Origin of the sequence: Bacteroides stercorirosoris, assembly GCF_900142015.1 — a bacterium.
In the GTDB taxonomy this organism is placed as follows: domain Bacteria; phylum Bacteroidota; class Bacteroidia; order Bacteroidales; family Bacteroidaceae; genus Bacteroides; species Bacteroides stercorirosoris.
Map to the genome: position 1 here is coordinate 1 of NZ_FQZN01000044.1, position 17232 is coordinate 17232.

A 17232-nucleotide genomic window follows, 5' to 3' on the forward strand; every position below is an offset into this window, starting at 1 on the left:
ATGTACAGAAACTCTTTTATGAGGCAATTGATGAACTCAGGATTACTTATCGCTGGATGGCACGGGATTTAGAGAACGATGAAATTCAGCGGTGCAGAGAGCAAAATATAGAGTATGTTCCGTTTCGATATATCAATGGTGATACCCGTAAACAGCTACTGGCAAGGGCTAAACATGTACTTGTCAAGCATTATAGTAAATGGACTGAATCCCAAAGAATACGTGCGGAAATCATATTCGAACATTATCCGGAATTGAAATCAGTTTACGACTTAGCTATAGAATTGACCAATGTGTATAATAAGCACTATGACAAGGATGTGGCACGTGGAAAGCTTGCCTTGTGGTACAATAAAATAGAAAAGCTTGGATACGGATGTTTCAGAACCGTAACAAATACCATGCAGAACTATTATGAAACAATACTAAACTATTTTGTTAACAGGGAAACAAATGCATTTGCAGAATCATTCAATGCAAAAATTAAAGCGTTCAGAGCACAGTTTAGGGGAGTTGGAGATATACCATTCTTTATTTTTAGATTATGCAAATTAACAGTGTAGATTTAACATATCCACAGGGTTTTCGGGCTGACCCGGTTTTCGGACTGACCCGTTTTACATCGAAATTCGTGCAAAATCTGTGCAAATGCCCTTATAAACAAAAAAGACAACCAAGAGTGGAAGCCTCCTAATTGCCTAATTTACAAGCCTTTCGGCTTAGTAGCGGGACCCGGGATTGAACCGGGGACCTCATGATTATGAAACTTACGTTTTTTAGGTTGCAATAAATTGATAATCAGTTAAATATATAAAGCGTGTTAGCTTCCAACGTCAACAGTAAGTAAACAAAAGCAAAAAAGCCGCTTTTGCGGCTCTTTTGTTTCACAAAGATAAGATTAAAATGTTATCTTACGTATTACATCGGATAAAATATTACCGCGTTTAATTGCGAAGTATGAATTAACGTCGCGCGTAGGATGCCAACCCATATTAGTATATACCGTTCCTTCTATATTTATATCCTGGAAGTCGTTACCGCTTCCATATAGACGGTTAGTACAAACTAAAGCCGACTGGCGTATAGAATTAGGGTCGGTCGGGTCGGTTTGCTTATAGGAAAAGCCAACATTCGCGGCAAAATCACAAACGACCGCGCCGAATCTGGCCGCAACTTCTTTTATAGCATTATTAAGAACTACATAACCGTCGTGCCATTGCGTACAGATTATTATAATAACGGGTTTTCCCTGGACACTCCCGTAATATTTACTGTTTGGGTTATTACGTAGTTCGTAACAGTCCTTTATATACTTTTTAAGAAGGTAATCATACCCGGCCGCGTATCTCTCGTTAATATCATCCCTTTGGGGGTAATATCCCTGTGAAGCTGCCCCCTGTGTTGGTAGTATATATTGATTGGGGTCGTTTGGGTTAGGCGCTACGTCTAACCTATTACCGTTTATATCGTATACGACCTGTTCGTATTCTTCTACGGTGTTGTGTAGCATTGTAGAAGTGGGATTAGTGTAAGCTACATTATAATTGTGTATATGATTAGTTATGAATATATCTATATTTTCTAATTCGTCCGGGGTGTATAACGTTCCTTTCCACGCCTTATCGGCGTGTTGCATTACGTTTTCACCAGATACGGCGACGTTCCGGCCTTTATACCCCAAATTTCTACAGGCGTTTTCAAACCAGCCGTTACCTGGTACAGAAGAAGACGCGCCCGTAAGAAAACACATTCGCGGTTCACGATCATACGCGGGATTATTTACAAGTTTAGTTTTACAGGCTTCAAACGCGGTTGCTTCGCTTCCTTTCTCAAACTGTGCTACGTTCTTATTAAAAAGTACGGCGGTATTATACTGCAATACTAAACGGGCGTATACTACGTTGTAAAATGCAGACCCGCACGTAACGGTATAATTTCCTTTTCCGTCCACCAAAGATATAGAAGGGGCGTCTATTAGTTCGTCTTTATCATTAAAAAGTAATATGCGTTCTATATTCTGGTTGCCTGAATAGGGTTGTATTCCCTGGCAAGTGTATACGCCTGGGCTTAGATACATTTTATTTCCTAATATACCGTTATCGGATTGTATTAGCCCGGTACTACTGGAATACGTCCAGCCGTATAACAGGTCGTCGGGGTTAATAAGGTTTTTACCGATCACTTTTTGAAGAAATTGCGGCGTTTTTTCGGGGGTAATATCCGACCTTGTAACACCGCTTCCGTCCTGGGTTACTTTAAGATTTAGATACCCGTCCGGGTTATCAGCCTTTCGCAAAGTCAATAATGCCAGCCTAGCATTAGAAGGTATCTTAGGCGTGCCACTACCTAAATAGGCATTAACAGAAGGGTATAAATCACTAAAATACTGGTATCTTAATACGGTTACACCTTCTACGACTAAATTACCCGACGGCTTAAAAATCTGTACCCATACCGTATCAAAATTAACATTACCTGTATAATAGGGGTCGCCCGTAGTTGGTATGTTCCATAAGTGATCGGGGTCGATTGTCGGTACATTTGAAAACGATCTATCGGCAAGAAAATGCCTATCAGCTTCCGATAGGGTTTGCACCTCTGTAGATAGTTCCGACCTTGTAACACCGCTTCCGTCCTGGGTTACTTTAAGATTTAGATACCCGTCCGGGTTATCAGCCTTTCGCAAAGTCAATAATGCCAGCCTAGCATTAGAAGGTATGGCGGGGGCTGTAGACGTAGAATTACTTATATACGCGTCGTTAGAAGGTTGCAACGCATTGAAAAAGCTAACACGCGTAGTGTTTGCCCCTGCGATAGTAAGAGTACCTGACGGCTTAAAAATCTGTACCCATGCAGTATCGTAATTATTATCCTCTTTGTACGAATCATAGGACCCGGTATTAGAAAAGTTAACCAGGTGGCCGTAATCTATATTTGTAAATCCGCTAAATGATCTATCGGTTAAAAATTTAGTATTAACCGTATTATCATTATCATAGATAATATTAGCCGCTTCCTGGCCTGTTATATCTTCCGTTATTCGTAGTAAATCCGACATATCCTTTATGTTTTAAAAATTCCATATTCCGTTATCATACCAAAAGCCTAACATATTCCACGTTCCGTCTTCCAGTATCCAGGGCCGACCGCTTATATTTGCTATGTATATCGTGGCTGTTTGACCCGTTTCGTTTCTAAATGTAAAATATCCCTGGCCGATACGACCGCCTGTAACGGTGATCTGGAAAGACCCCGCGCCGCCTTGTGTTGTATCCAGCGTTATATATCGGGTAGGCCCACTTATTAACTGCCAGGGTGAAGAACTTGTAAGTACAAACCTTTCCACGGTGTCGGGCGCTTCCAGTATAATACGAGTGGGGACAACGGTAATATATCGACCTGGTGTAACTGGCACTTTCTCAAACAACGGATAAATAGAATTAGCCGATATGGTTACCAACGACCCTACAGCTTCGGCCGTCTGGTTAACGTACGTTACCGTCGCCCCCGCTTCATACCCGAATACAAAATAACGCCCCGCTTTGGTGCGAAATAGCACTATATAGCGCCTTTTCGTAGCCAGGTGAAGGGATGAAGCCAACGACGCCGAAAGGTCGCCTATGAACGTTTCTACGGTGTGGGTGTACGTTCCGTTATTAAGTGTAGAAGAATATTTAGCGCTATCGGGGGCGGCTATATCTACGTATGAGCTATCGCCCCGCTGTAACACTTCGGAAACATAACAGCTATCATATAAGCCGTCGAAGTCGAATTTAAACCCGCCGAAGTCGTCGAAGTCTAAAAGCCTAATAGCTTCTATACCTTCCGTATTATAGCCACAATTAGGGACTAAACTATTTATTCTACATTTTCCCATACACTAAAGACAAATTAGGGCGATATTATCTAAGTAATACCGCCCCTGGTTGATAATAGCAATATGGAAAAGTTACGGTTCGATAGTTTCCGCATAGATCGGCGTTATTACGCTTTCGTCTTTGAGTATCCGCCCTATTTCCATAGACGTACCCTGTAGTATCAGCGTCCAGCCCGTCGCGTCAGCTTCGGCCGCCCCGCTGTTATAATCGAAACCGCCTGCGGGGGCGCTAAGTCCACCCGTGCGGCCCAGAAGGATAGGACGGCCCGCGTTATCAATAACCACGGCGATAAAACGGCCTAAACTAAGGGCGTCGCCTTCGTTAAGTACGTCTATATCGTACTGGTTTAATACCGCGTTTACGGTGTGCTGTCTGTACTTACCACCGTTACCACCCGCTAACAGTGCGTCGGTAAACGATATGGTATTATCGGCACCGTCAATTCTGTAGAACACTTCGCCAGTCGGTAAAGTGATCTTATCTACGTAGCCGTCAGCCCCAAACTGGTAGGCTATCGCATTAACTACGGCCGCTTCGCCTTCTACGGCCCCGTAGTAATTAGCCAGATATAAAGCCCGCGCGCCCGCTATCGCGTATTCGCACGCCTTATTATCTAAACTCTTTGTTAATTTACAACCTGGCATATTTCATTATTTTTTAGTCGTTAAAGAAAAAGGGCGGCGTTTGATACCGCCCCGAATTAATCACTTACTGCGTTACCGTGTCTACGTCTTCGTTACGCTGGTTAAGCGTTACGGTCGCCCCGCGGTCGCTGTCGGGTAACTTAACATCCACTTCGCCTACTTTCGGGTCGCGGTTTCCTGTATTGTCGGCCGCTACTATAGTAACAGGGGTAATGTTTACGCCGTTAACGGCTGTAGTTTCGCCTTTCGTTACGGTAAAGCCCGTAGCGGTGCCGCCGATCTCTGGCGTTACGCCTTCCTTCGTAATGATATTAAACGCTTTGCTTTCGCCAGCGGCGCGGAATACCAACGAATTAGGAACTACGGCCAGATCGTCGTTACGTGGCCCCGCTTCCTGGGCGGTAGTAATCTTATCAGACCATATTACCGCTTCGTCTTCGAACGGTATTACGAAGCCCAGGCGTAGACGCCCTTTAATCCATATCTTATTATCGTTTGGTTTCGGGAACTGGCCCATTTCGATTTCGTCCAGATCACTAAGAAGGTCGGTTAACAGGAAGGCGTTAGTACCGTCGATACAGATAAGCGTATTTTTGCCGATACCTTTTACGGGTACGAACTCTACGCCCAAATAGTACATACGCGGGTTACGTTTGTCGGTGTCGTCTACCGTCCAGGCTTCAGCTAATACCTGATTATTTTTGTCGGCCAGGGCGGCGCGTAGAATACGACGGGCGCCATACGACCCGAATATATAGAGCGTCCCCGCGTCTTCGCTTTGTAATACGTCTTCCGATACCGCGCCGTACAGGCTTTCGATCGTTTGTAAGATGTTTGCTTTAGTAAGAGCTGTACCCACTAGCTTAGCCGCCTGGGTAGAATCCAAAAGCGTTTTTTCCATACCGTTAAACTGGTTCGGGTCTACGCTTTCGTCGCCGCCTACTATCATTTCTTCGATCTCGTTGCTTAGACCGATCGCGATAAGGTATAGCGTCGCTTCTTCCAGTTCGGGCGGTAGGCTTTCGTTTTTAGCACCTGGCGAAAGCTGGTAAAGCGTCCGTTTGTTTTCCAGTTCGTCTATACACTGTTCCAGGTTAATTTTATAGGTCTTGACCTTCGCCGTCTTTTCAGACAGTTTAATAATCTGGTTCGGCGTCCAGGCGCAGTCTTTACCGTCGATCTGTAAAATTTTGTTTTCCAGGTCGATCATGCTTAACAGTTCGTCGCCTTTAATGCCTGTCAGTACGCGGATATACCCGCCCTGTACCAAACGGCCGCCAAACATCGCCCGCGTAAACCATTCGGGGTTTTCCTGGGCGGTATAGCTTAGGCCGTTAATATTATACATATTTGCCATTTTGATATACGTTTTTATCGGTTATTACTTCTTTTTCTTTCTTTCGTTCCTGCTACGGATAACGGCCGCCATTTTTTCGGTATACGTCATTTCTTCGGGCTTTTTACCACCTGTACACCCACCGTCTACACGCGCTTCTGCCTTATCGGTAGAAGGTTGTTTTTTAAGTTCGGCGATCTGCTTTTCCAGGGCGGCTATTTTGGCTTCTTTCGTTCCCGCTTTCGCTAGATACTGCTTAGCCCTGGCCTTTGCTAGTTTAGCCTTTTTCGCCAGTTCAGCGGCCGCTGCTTCGGGTTCTACACTATCGGCTTCGGGCTGGGTAACTACCAGCATACCCGTATCGTCGATCACGATAAAATTACCGTCGGCTAAGGCGTGTTCACCCGCCGCCATTTGTTCGCCGTCCAACGTAGCGAAGCCGTCAGCGTCTACCCAGACTTCGTTACCGTCCGCAAGTTCGAAAATTAAGAAGGGGTCGCCCGCGTCTACTTCGTCTTTGGCCGCTTCGTCTACCAGGTCTTCGGTCGCCGCTTCGGTTTCGCCTTCCATAACTACGGGTATACCCATTTTTTGCAGGGCTAGCCCGAAAGCCGTTAACTTCGGCTTCTTTGCGGCCATTTGGGCCGCTGTCTTTACATCCTTTTTCATTTTTACACTATTAAAATTAAATATACCTTCTAGCGAAAAGCCCTTAACGTTACCCGTTAGAACTTCCGTACGCCAGTACGCGGGGTCTTCTATTTTGTAAGAAGCCATAAGGGTACCTACGGGAAGTTCGCCCAGACCTAAAGCCGCGGCCTTATCCTGTTTAGAATTAGATACTATCCATATTTCCGTTAGATAATTGCCTTTTAACGGCTTTTCGTGTTGGTGGGTAGTTGTACTTAGCGCTAGCCCTGTTTTCATCATTTTAAGCGCTATTTTTTCTATATCCTGGGCTGTAAACTTTATATAGTATTCGCCTAACGCGTCGTCATATCTATATATAAGCTGATCGGGTACCAGGACTACACCCGTTAAAATCTGCTTTTGTTTGTCTAAAGCAAGTTTTACGGGGCACTGTTTGTTGAGAGCTACAAAATTGCACTCATTAGCGGGTACGTCTACAAAGGATATGGCGAATATCCCCGTATTATCGGTACCCATTATTTTACATTCGTATACTGGTATCTTTGGTTCCATACCATAAAGACAATTTTAAAATATTTCGTCTTAGAATCCTGCCAGGTCGCGTACGGTTACCACTTCGTCGGAAGCGTCCAGAATATCGGTAACCGCTACGGTCGGGTTCATATCTATACCGTCGATCGCTTCTATAATTCGGTCTTCGCTGGACTGGGTGACGTCGGAAACGATAACGGGCGTAGTGTTACCAGGAAGAACACCCACCAGATCGGCGGCCGTAATAGCCCGCGGGGTGTCATTTATGAAGTTTACCAACGCTTTGTTAGCGCCGTAGCTTTTATCATTTACCATAAATTCACCGCCCTGGGCTTCGTGCGTATATTCGCCGTTAACCAGGATAGGTACACCGCCGTTAGCATGGCTAGGGCCTTTAATTTCGCCGCCCTTAGCCAGTTTAGTAAGCTGTTTAGTCATAATACCGACTTGTACGGCACCCATAGCCCCAACGATACCAGCTACTACCAGGTTAAGCGGGAAAATAAGCGATAAAGCCTTAGCCACCCCCGCCGCCGTATTAGCGATCGCCTGGGCGATATTTGCCGTAAGGTCGTTACGACGCATTTGCTTTTCTTTCTTTGCTATTTCGGCTTCGCGTTTCTCCTTTTCCTTCGCTAACCTTTGTTCTTCGCGGGCCGCTTCTTCACGGGCGTGCATGGCGTCTTGTAACTGGGACTTTAACGCTTCGGCCGTTCCACCTGTAGCCGCCTGTAACTGGGCTTCTATATTTTCTACGTTATTAACGGCTTCTTCGCGCTGTTTTTGGGCTTCTTCGTACCGTTCGTTTATTACGTCCAGTTGTTCGTTAAGGTCGTCTAACTGTACCTGTAGGCCCATGTTCCACGTATCAAAAACAGAAGAAAGGGCCATAACTGCGGCGTCGGCGTATTCGGCTATTTTTTCGAATAAGTCGCGTAAGGCTTCCATTTGTACCCCCGCCGACTTTTTTGTATTGTCGGCCTGGTCTTTCTGGGCATTTTTAATTCTTTCCGCTATATCTTCTTCGACACTGGCGCGCTTTTGTAGTTCGGCTTCATATTCGGCCGTTCCTTCCTGTAAAGTCGCTAAGGTAGCGTCGCTGGCTGCCTGGTATTCCGTTAAATACTTTTCAAGCCCTTTTATATATTCATCCAAAGCGGCGTTAGTATCTGCCAGATTTTTACGGGTAGCCTTCACGTCGATAAGTTCCAGCCCTGTTTTATTACGTACAACTACTTCGCCTATCTTATTTTCTACCTTCTTTAAGGCGCCTTCGACGGCGGTTAATTGCTGGTCGGCTTGCTGGTTAAGTTGTTCACTGGTAAGACGAGCTAAAGTGGTACCGCGCGCCTTTTGGGCGTTTAGTATCAGTTCGGTAATTTGCTTTTGTTGTTCTTCCGTTAACGTCTTATCTTCGTTCAGGCGCTTTTTATAGGCTTCTATTTGCCGATCGTACTGTAAGTTAACTTCGGCGGTCTGGCGGTCGTAGTTGCCGACGATAAGGGCTATACGGCTATCTTCTAATTCTTGCTGTAGCGCTAAAGCGCGGTTAGCCTGTTCCTTTTCTAACTTTTCCAGGTCTAAGCCCTTTTGTTTTTCCAGGCTGGTAATCGTTTCGTTTAACGCTGTCCTGGCTTTCGCGGTTAAATCCTTTTCGGTAGCCAAGCGTTTACGTAGGTCTTCTATCTGGCGATCATAAGTTAAGGTCAGGACTTTACGGGATTGCTCGTTACTGTTCTGTATAAGTTTAATACGGGTGTCTTCGGCGGCGCGTACTATGGATAGTTCGGTATCGGCGCGCTTCTTAGCCGTTTCGGCGGCTGTTTTCGCGCGGTCTTTATCTTCTTTTTCTCGTTTGGCTTTGCGTATAAGTTCTTCGGCTTGTAAGTCGGTGTTTTCGGTAGTAAGTTCCGTAGCAATCTGAACGGTACGACCTAAATTATCTATTTGTCCCTGTATGGCGTCTATAGCTTCGTCGACCTTAACTTTAGAAGTTTTACCGTTGATCTCTATTTTTACTTTGCCTTTACCTTCGGCCTTATCCTTTTCAAGTTTCCGTAAGGTTTCCCGTAGTTCGTCAACTTTAGATTTATTTTCGTCCAGGTCGTGTATCTCCTGGGCGTAGAAACCGCGTAAACGGGCGTTATTAATACGGCGTTCGGCGGCTATTTGGTCTTCTATCTTACGTATTTCTTCCTGTTTCGCGCCCTGGGCTTCCAGTATTTTTAACTGGCGTTCCAAAGCGGCTACCCGTTCGTTAGATACGTTTTTAGTCCTATTCGCTTCGTCTTCTAAAGTATCCAGATAGTTACTTTGCAGATCGTTTAATTTCTTCTGCTTTTCGGCGGCGTTATCAGTATTTGAAGCGAAGGCGAACAACGCCGCGCCAACGGCTACCAGGGCTAGGGCTAAAAGTACGTACGGATTAGCCGAAGCGACCGCGTTAAATATTTTTTGCGCGACCGTAGCCGCTATAGTCCCTTTTGTACTGGCGGCTTCGGCGGCTGTTTTGGCTTTTATCTGGGTGGTACGTATGGTATCCGTTACTACAGCTAACTTATTCTGTACGATACCTTCTTTAAGAACATTTGTATTAACTTGCTGGGCGATTGAAAGAAGGGCTATAATTTTTTGAAGTTGTTGCGCCCGTTTGGTATCTTCTTCGGTTTGTTCGCCAAACATACCCATAAGGGCGTTAGCACCTAAAAGCCCCTGGGCTAAACCCATACTGCTTTTAGTTACCCCGTCTATCCCTTCGCTTACTTTTCCCAGTCCAGATAAGGCCTTTTCATAGTTACCGACACTATCGCGGAAGTTGCCCGTACTTTCTCGTAGCGCTTTATATTCGGCGTCCAGGGCTTGTATTTGTTGTAAAAGTTCCCCGCCTACGGTCAGGTCTTCGCGTTCCGCGCGGCTAAGACCTTCGTAACGGTTCCGAAGGTCGGTTAACTGCATGCCCATTTGTTTAATACTGCCTTCGGCTTGCTGGCGTATCTGTATTTCGCGGGTAACTTCGCGCTGGGCTTCGCGCGCGGCTATGTTAGCTTCTATCTGGGCTTTATTAGCATCGCTACGGGCCTGTACGACCTTATCTATGGTATTGATAAGTTTTTGTTCGGCCTTTTCTTCTTCGGTTAAGGCTTTCGAACGTTCGCGGGTAGTGCGCGTAAAATTAACGTAAGTAGTGTTTACCTTACCTAACGCCGTGTCTAAGGACGTTACGGCTTCTTCCAGTTTCGTAACGTCCTTTATGTTCTGATCTATACCGTTAATCTTTAGGGTATATTCTTTCTTTCCTGTAGTTGCCATACCCTAAAGACAAAAAACGGCGATAGTATCTATATCTTTCTTATTAGCTTAATTTTGGTTTTATTTCTGTTTGAAGGGTCATAGCCCGATAGTTCGGCCACGTAATACAGATCGCCGTTAAACATAGCCATAATAGACCCGTTAAGGGCTTCGTACTGATCGGGGGTTAGATACCCTTCCACTTCTGTATAGTGTGAACTACCATTAATTAAAAGCGTAAAATAGTTATCTAATATCGTTAGCTTTTGGTTTTTATAGTTGAGGATACTAAGGCCCTGTATTTCGTTCGATACTTTGGCTATAGACAGATCACGGCTGTTAAAGGTAAAGGACGCGCCCAGGTCATTTAACAGGCCGTCATAATACCAAAAACGGGCGGCCTGGTTAGTATAGCGTTTTGCCATAGCATCGGGGTATGATAGTTCGGCCGTCCAAACTTCATGCTTTGAAATAACGGGAAGCTGTAGTATTATATCGCCGTTACTTTGTCGTTTAGTGATCTGCTTAAACCAGTTATAAGAAAAGTTACTTTTTTGTTCTACTACCTTTTCTTCGGTTACGCCTGTTTCGAACTCGCCGCCCCCGTCGTCGCCACTAACTACGTAGCCTTCTTCTTCCACGTCTACCGTAAAGCCCAGTTTATACAACGACGGCAAACCTAACGGCTGGTTAGATCGGTCGCGTACAGAAGCAAGATTATCCAAGTTAATAAATAAATTGCTTACGGCGGTTTTAGATTGCTTTACGTCCAGGCTAAAAGTTTCGGCGTCTATTTGGGACAAACGTAAATTAAAGGCTTTACAGAAATTATCTATAAAATCGTCTGTTTTTACGTCGGCTGGAAGAAAGCCCACCAGGTTAATACTATCTACGTCAAAGTTTACGGGGTCGTTCCAGTCCATTACGGCCGTACCGTTACCCGCCGAATTAACCGTCAACCAGTCTTCGTCTATCCTAAAAGGAACTATATCTATTTCGAAGTCTATTTCGTGCTTAGTCCAGCCGTATTTACCGCTGGAATTATTGCGTTTATATCGTCCTTCGTCGGAAGAAGAAACGACGGTAAGTAATTCGCCAGCCTGTAACCATACGATCGCGTTTACTTCGCCGTCAGCCTTCCAGTTATTATCTACATAGGCGCCCTTATACCAGCCACGGCGGGCGTAGCTTTCTGGGGCGTTGTTTATGTCTATTTTAAATTTATCCGTTTGTTCCCAGTCTATAATATCTTCTGGGTCATAAATTCGGTCTATTACTAACGAAGTGGATACGTCAAAGTTTACCCCTTCTACCTGTCCGTCGTCATAAGCCAGGTATAAAGTAAGGTAAGTACTTCGCGGATTCCAGTCAGACCAATTTAAGGAATTAAAAGTAGCTATACCGTTTTCGTCGAACTGATAAACAACGGCGGGGGCGCTGTCTAATTCGGTACTGTGAAGAAATATCTTACCTACATATCCAGCGTCGGCGGGTACTGTTAATTGAAACTGGCTGTTAGCGCTAAGCCTAAACCGTTTTAGTATTATCGACGTTACCCCTTCTTCTCCTTCTATAACATTCCCGTTATCGTCCAGTTTCATATTATTAACCCAGTCGCCGCCCGAATAATCTATATTTTTGTTAGGGTCTTCGTCCTCATCGTCGAACTGGCCTAACTTTCCCCATTTCATATACCCCGACGACGGTATACCTATTTTGGCGGGTGTTGTCGGGTTCGCTTTAATGTCCCAGGATAAACCTGTTTTAGCGGCTAATACCGTACCCCAGTCGCCACGTTCGTTATTTGTTATCAGCGGGTTTTGGTTATTAATTCCCGTTCTTCGCCCCCAGGCCAGACCCACTACGTAATTAGGGTTTTCGGCGGGGTCTACTAACATTACTTCGCGTTCTTTCCCGCTAGCGGTGTATCCTGGGTTCGGAAAGTATTTAGGGGTATTGTCTTCGTCCCATGTGTCATTTTGCCCTAAATTGTCGTGATAGTAAACGCGGTTTATTCGACCGTTAGATACACCGAAGTCGCCCGTAACGTGATCGCGTAAAATTTTTACTTCATATCTTTTTTTACGAAAACTATTAGCGGCGGGATCATCGCTGGCGTCCCCGCCTACAAACTGCATACCGTCGTAACCGCTTCGCCAGTTTTCCCGACTATCTATACTTAGATCGGCTTTTAATCGAACTTTATAAAAACCAGAAGAAGGTATACGTATTTGGCACTGTGTCCAAACGCGGTTATTCCCGTCAGTTACTTGTTTATATAGGATGTTTGCGCCTGGGTCAAAAATATCATCTATGCTAATGGTGGTATTTGTCGCGTCTAATAGATCGCTATTGTAATAAGTAAGGCCGTCGTAATCTACCCGAAAGCCGTTTCTTTCAAATATGTTATAATTACCTCTTACATTAGACCAGTAACCGCGTAAACTCATATACGCCTGTTGACCGTAGTTCCAGGGTTGCACATAGTCCGTTTCGTTTTTATAACTCATATAAAGGCGGGTTAATCTCTCATCGTCGAAAGCCGTACCAACTAAGCTATACCCTTGGCTATTAAAGATATGTTTTAGCATTAACAACGGGTTTATACTTGGTGCTAAATCCTGCATACTCAGGCGTACGCTATCGTCCCATATATCGCGGGGGCTGTAGGCGTTACCGTTTAAGTTCAGCGGTACTTTAGGAAGTAACCCGTATAGCGTGTAAGGAAAGATAGCCATTTGAGGGCCAGACCGCGCCCGGCTATTATAGTAGCTTACGTATTCGGCGAAGTCTTTAAATACTATTCGGTATTCGGGGTTCTGGTTTAACTTTATTTCCCCGAATATGTCTTTTATACTTTTCTGGGCGGGTATGTATAAGTTACCTTTATACTGGGTTCTGGATACTTCCGATAACCTAAAATTACCGACAAAAACTCTAACGCTGTTTATAATTAGTTCGGCTTTATATTCTCGGTTAAACTTATCTTTCGTTTCCTCTATATTCGCGTAATTAAAAATAGCGTGATTATTAGCCGTAGGCGGTAGCGTTATACTATAGCTGTACTGGGCGTCTTTGGTATTCAATTCGCCAGGGTTTAATAATTGTCGATTAAGACGAACACCGAAGGCGGCGCCCGTATCACATAATGCCCCGTTTATATATAATTCTATATTAATCATTTGTGTAATTTTCGCTTAGTCTGTACTTAATTGTAGGCCGTTGCATATTAAAGGCCGCGTCTGTCTTTGACAGGGTGAAGTCTTCTATTATTACGTAATTACCTTCGTCGTCCAGGATAACGCGCGCCGCTGCTAATTCTTTTAACCAGTTGGCTACTTCGTCGGAAACGGGCGCGCCTTCAATGGTTAACGTATTAGCCAGCGCCGTACTATATACCGTTTCTACGCTATCTCCTTTCTGGTAAGAAGGCGTAAGGGTTTTATTATACGTTTCTACGCTGGGTTTTATTTCGTCCTTTATCCCAGCGTCAAAGTTAAAGGCGTCCCAGCCGCCCAATCGGTTTATAAATGAAAATTGCCGAAGGGTGTGTAAACATTCGGGGCGTATCGTATATTCCTGATCGTTCGACACTAAGGCCGTACCGCGGGCCAGAGTAACCCGAATAATACCAGCTGTAGGATACTGATCTAACACGGTATCTATATCCAGCTGACACGTATTCACTATCGCGAAATCGGCGCGGGCTTTTTCCTGGCCGTAGACCGTACCTAAGTAATTGTCGCTGGTAGTATACGCCCGATAAGCTACGCGTAACGTAAATTCCGTCGGGTCAGATTCGCCCCTTTGCGGGTCTGAAAAGATAAAGTTTAGATATTCTTTTTGCCCGCGTATATACGGTGTACGTGGCTTATTGGTAAGTAATCTTATTACTTTCTCGTTAGACGTAATACCCGTACCGCTTTGGGTTATTTCCATGCTATCGTAACCGTCTGGGTTATCAGCTTTTCGTAAAGTCAACAACGCCAATTTAGCTTTAGACGGTATAGTAGTTCCAGTACTACCTAAATAATTTTCGCTGGAAGGGTAGACACCATTAAAGTAGTTATAACGTAATACGACTACACCTGTTACGGTTATCGTTCCCGACGGTTCAAATATTTGTACCCATACGGTATCGTAGTCTGGACTATACGTATAATAAGGCGCGCCCGTAGTAGGTAAATTCCATAAGTGATCGGGGTCGATATTCGTAATACCCGAAAAAAATCTATCATTATAAATAAACTGATCTAAATCCAGACTTTCAGACGCTGGCCCGTAGCCGTGTAAAACGTAAAGCGCGTTCGACTGGTAGAAGTAAAACGAATTTATCGCCTTCACTTTGGCCGTAAAGCGGTACGTACGTAACGTTCCTGTATCAAACCAGCCCGAAGTACCAGGCGGCCTATTATACCCGCCATATTGCGCAAAAAGGGCGTTTAGCTCAAACCACACAGGCACCCCCGCGTATGTTTTTTGTAAAGTAGTAACATAAGTTCCTATTTTTTGCGGGGTTATGGGTCTATCGTCCTGACCTAAAAATACTTCTGGGTCAGTGTAAATGTCTAAATCTATTTCGGTCGTTGAGGCTTCGCCGCTTATACTGTCGTTATTTTCAGAAGTAGGGTTTATCCAGGTTAACGTATAGGCTACGTCGTCCGTATTATTAGGCGCTTCGATCGTTATATTAAAATCAGTTCCCGCGCCTTTGCTTTTTATAGTCAATATCGACCCGTTACGCGGGTTTCCCGTATCCCACGTGAAAGGTATTACTACGCTGAAATTAGCGTTAAACCATTTGTCGGCTAACAAGACCTGACGTAAATTTTCGGCCGTATCTGACGTTAAGGCCGCAACGTAAAAAGTAGACCCGCTAACATCTTCGGCGACGGTCGTACCGTGATATGTATGTACGATACCCGAAGAATCTGTAATACGTAATAATGTTTTAGAAGGTACGGTAGCCGCGGGCGAACGCGTTATATTTACCTGTATGTTAACTTCTAAATATGTTTTAGACGCCGCCTTACTTTCGAACTGTATAAAGTTCGGTACGGCCGAAAGCGTTACTATATCGGGTTCGGTAATTACGGCTATATCTTTGCTTATATATCCCATATATCTAGTCGTTAAAGAAATTATCTAAGTTATCTACTATCGCATTATACAGTTTATTGGCCCAGTCATCTAAAAATAGGCCGTCTAGTTCCTTATCCATAGTAGCGAATATAGGCCGCCCTTTGTGTCCGTCGCGCCATATAGCGTACGATATGGCCCACAAAGTACCCGCGTCGGTAGGTATCCCGTTTTTGGCGGCCCAGTCTTTAAGGACGCTTATAGGCGGCTTCTTTTTGTACTTCGGGGGTCTAGTCCATTCCAGATAAACTACGTAATGATTAAACAGGGCTTTTATTATGGGGTCTTCGCCCGTTACCATGCTTATCGACGCTTCCAGATCGCCGTTTAAGGCACTATCGCGAAGGGTATTTTTTCCTACTTTTTCGTTAGTACCTATACGGTCGTCTTCCAGGACGGCGGCGGCCAGGGCTAAAAGGTCGTCGGCGATCTTATTTATAGCTAACTGTACGCCTTCTTTACTCATTAGATCGTAATTTTAAAGTTAGGTAATCCCGTCTTATCGCTAAAGATCGCGCACCCGTCGGGGTTTTCTACCTTAAAGTCGGGTAAGGCGTCTACTTTCGGGAACTGTTTAGACGGGTCGAAGTCGTTGCCGCAACGGTTTACAGGATTCGCCTGTACCATTGTGTACGTAAAACGGAAGCCCGCCGCGTTATTATCGTAATAGTCCCGCAATGACACAAAACTAAAACCGTCTATACTATAGCCTGTCTGGGCGCGGGTGTGTTTTATCTTTTCGGCGATCGCCATGCCCACGTTAAAAGCGGCCGTCTGTACGTCTAATACGTCTTCGTCGTTTTCGGGGACACCCAAAATATCGACATTAACGGTATACTGTAGCGTCTGGTTAACTGACTGGCCATATATAGGGTCATCCAGCCACAAAAGCGGGTGCGCTTCATTTGCGGCGCCCTTTTCGTAGCTTTTCCCGTAGATAAATCCTTTTATTTGCTTATGCTGGCGGGCCAACTCATAGAAAAAATTAACTATCTGCATTTTTAGAATGTTTAGCTATGAAACGATCTAACTTACGCTGGGCGTTTTCTGCCTGGTCTTTGTCTTTACGGTACTGTAGGAAGGTAAAAACTTCCGTAACTGGTAGCGAAGTAATATTATCAAAACGTAATATTTGAGTGTCGGCCAGATCAGCGATAATTTTATACCACCCCCACGACTTAGCAAAGGTTTTATATTCTGGGGCAACTGGCCGACCAGGGCCGCCAGCTTCGTATAAGCCGCTGTACGTTGATCTAACACGGTTTTGTAGTGTAAAAAAAAAGCCAGCACCCCTAAAACCTTACTCACAGGAAGGGCGGCGAACATGGCCGCGCGGGCTTCATTGTTCTTGTAGTTGTATTCTTCGCCTACAGGGCGGCAAACGATAGCCAGTATGTTAGATAGTACGTTTTCTTCCTTCTTCTGGGCGTCGTCGGCGTCTACCCAGGCGCCTAAACTTAATTCGTCTTCGATCGGTACTACGTATTTAACGCCTTCTACTTCTACTACAGGGCTGGGCGGTGCCGGGTTATCCTCAAACAAAAAGCCTATGTACCCTACAATCCTGTTAAATATTTCAGCGGGCCAACCTAAAAGTAGATTGGCGTCGGTTTTACAGATATGGGCCACCAGGGCCACGCGTTCGCGGGCTGTTTCGGGCTTCACCGTGTAAAACGTTTCGTAGAAGCCTAACGTTATATCGTCCCAGCTTTCGGGTACCGATATTTTAACCTTGTTATATTCTATTGCTACCATACCTTAAAGA

General features: G+C 44.8%; 12 protein-coding genes. 1 reads left to right on the forward strand and 11 read right to left on the reverse strand.

The window, feature by feature from the left end; translation table 11 throughout:
• A partial coding sequence (locus BUC01_RS22130; RefSeq protein WP_073314908.1) for an ISAon1 family transposase occupies nt 1–563 on the forward strand: 563 nt, incomplete at its 5' end.
• Between the two features lie 335 nt (nt 564–898).
• On the opposite strand, the gene BUC01_RS22135 is transcribed toward BUC01_RS22130, so the two are convergent.
• From BUC01_RS22135 to BUC01_RS22185, 11 genes are all read right to left on the reverse strand, one after another.
• Complete coding sequence (locus BUC01_RS22135) at nt 899–3058, reverse strand: DUF5040 domain-containing protein (protein WP_025833834.1); 2160 nt, start codon at nt 3056–3058, stop codon at nt 899–901.
• A 12-nt stretch (nt 3059–3070) separates the two neighbouring features.
• Entirely contained in the window at nt 3071–3877 is an 807-nt protein-coding gene (locus BUC01_RS22140) for a hypothetical protein (RefSeq protein WP_073314910.1), read from the reverse strand.
• A 72-nt stretch (nt 3878–3949) separates the two neighbouring features.
• Complete coding sequence (locus BUC01_RS22145) at nt 3950–4333, reverse strand: hypothetical protein (protein WP_243462635.1); 384 nt, start codon at nt 4331–4333, stop codon at nt 3950–3952.
• 253 nt (nt 4334–4586) lie between these two features.
• On the reverse strand, nt 4587–5471 hold the full coding sequence (locus tag BUC01_RS22150; RefSeq protein ID WP_243462634.1) for a hypothetical protein: 885 nt from the start codon (nt 5469–5471) through the stop codon (nt 4587–4589).
• Nucleotides 5472–5903: 432 nt separating this feature from the next.
• Nucleotides 5904–7061, reverse strand: a complete 1158-nt coding sequence (locus tag BUC01_RS22155; protein WP_025833828.1) for an XkdF-like putative serine protease domain-containing protein — start codon at nt 7059–7061, stop codon at nt 5904–5906.
• A 30-nt stretch (nt 7062–7091) separates the two neighbouring features.
• Nucleotides 7092–10349, reverse strand: a complete 3258-nt coding sequence (locus tag BUC01_RS22160) for a hypothetical protein (protein ID WP_025833826.1) — start codon at nt 10347–10349, stop codon at nt 7092–7094.
• 29 nt (nt 10350–10378) lie between these two features.
• Complete coding sequence (locus tag BUC01_RS25300; protein ID WP_139261906.1) at nt 10379–12226, reverse strand: hypothetical protein; 1848 nt, start codon at nt 12224–12226, stop codon at nt 10379–10381.
• 1276 nt (nt 12227–13502) lie between these two features.
• The gene (locus BUC01_RS22170; protein ID WP_073314912.1) at nt 13503–15449 is read right to left on the reverse strand and encodes a hypothetical protein; all 1947 of its coding nucleotides are present in this window, start codon (nt 15447–15449) and stop codon (nt 13503–13505) included.
• A 4-nt stretch (nt 15450–15453) separates the two neighbouring features.
• Nucleotides 15454–15933 (reverse strand): hypothetical protein, encoded by a 480-nt coding sequence (locus BUC01_RS22175; protein ID WP_025833820.1) that lies wholly within the window; start codon nt 15931–15933, stop codon nt 15454–15456.
• Nucleotides 15933–16466, reverse strand: coding sequence for a hypothetical protein (locus tag BUC01_RS22180; protein WP_025833819.1), 534 nt, complete (start codon nt 16464–16466; stop codon nt 15933–15935). The genes BUC01_RS22175 and BUC01_RS22180 overlap by 1 nt, the downstream gene beginning before the upstream one ends.
• A 27-nt stretch (nt 16467–16493) precedes the next feature.
• On the reverse strand, nt 16494–17222 hold the full coding sequence (locus BUC01_RS22185) for a hypothetical protein (protein WP_025833817.1): 729 nt from the start codon (nt 17220–17222) through the stop codon (nt 16494–16496).
• Nucleotides 17223–17232: the final 10 nt, after the last annotated feature.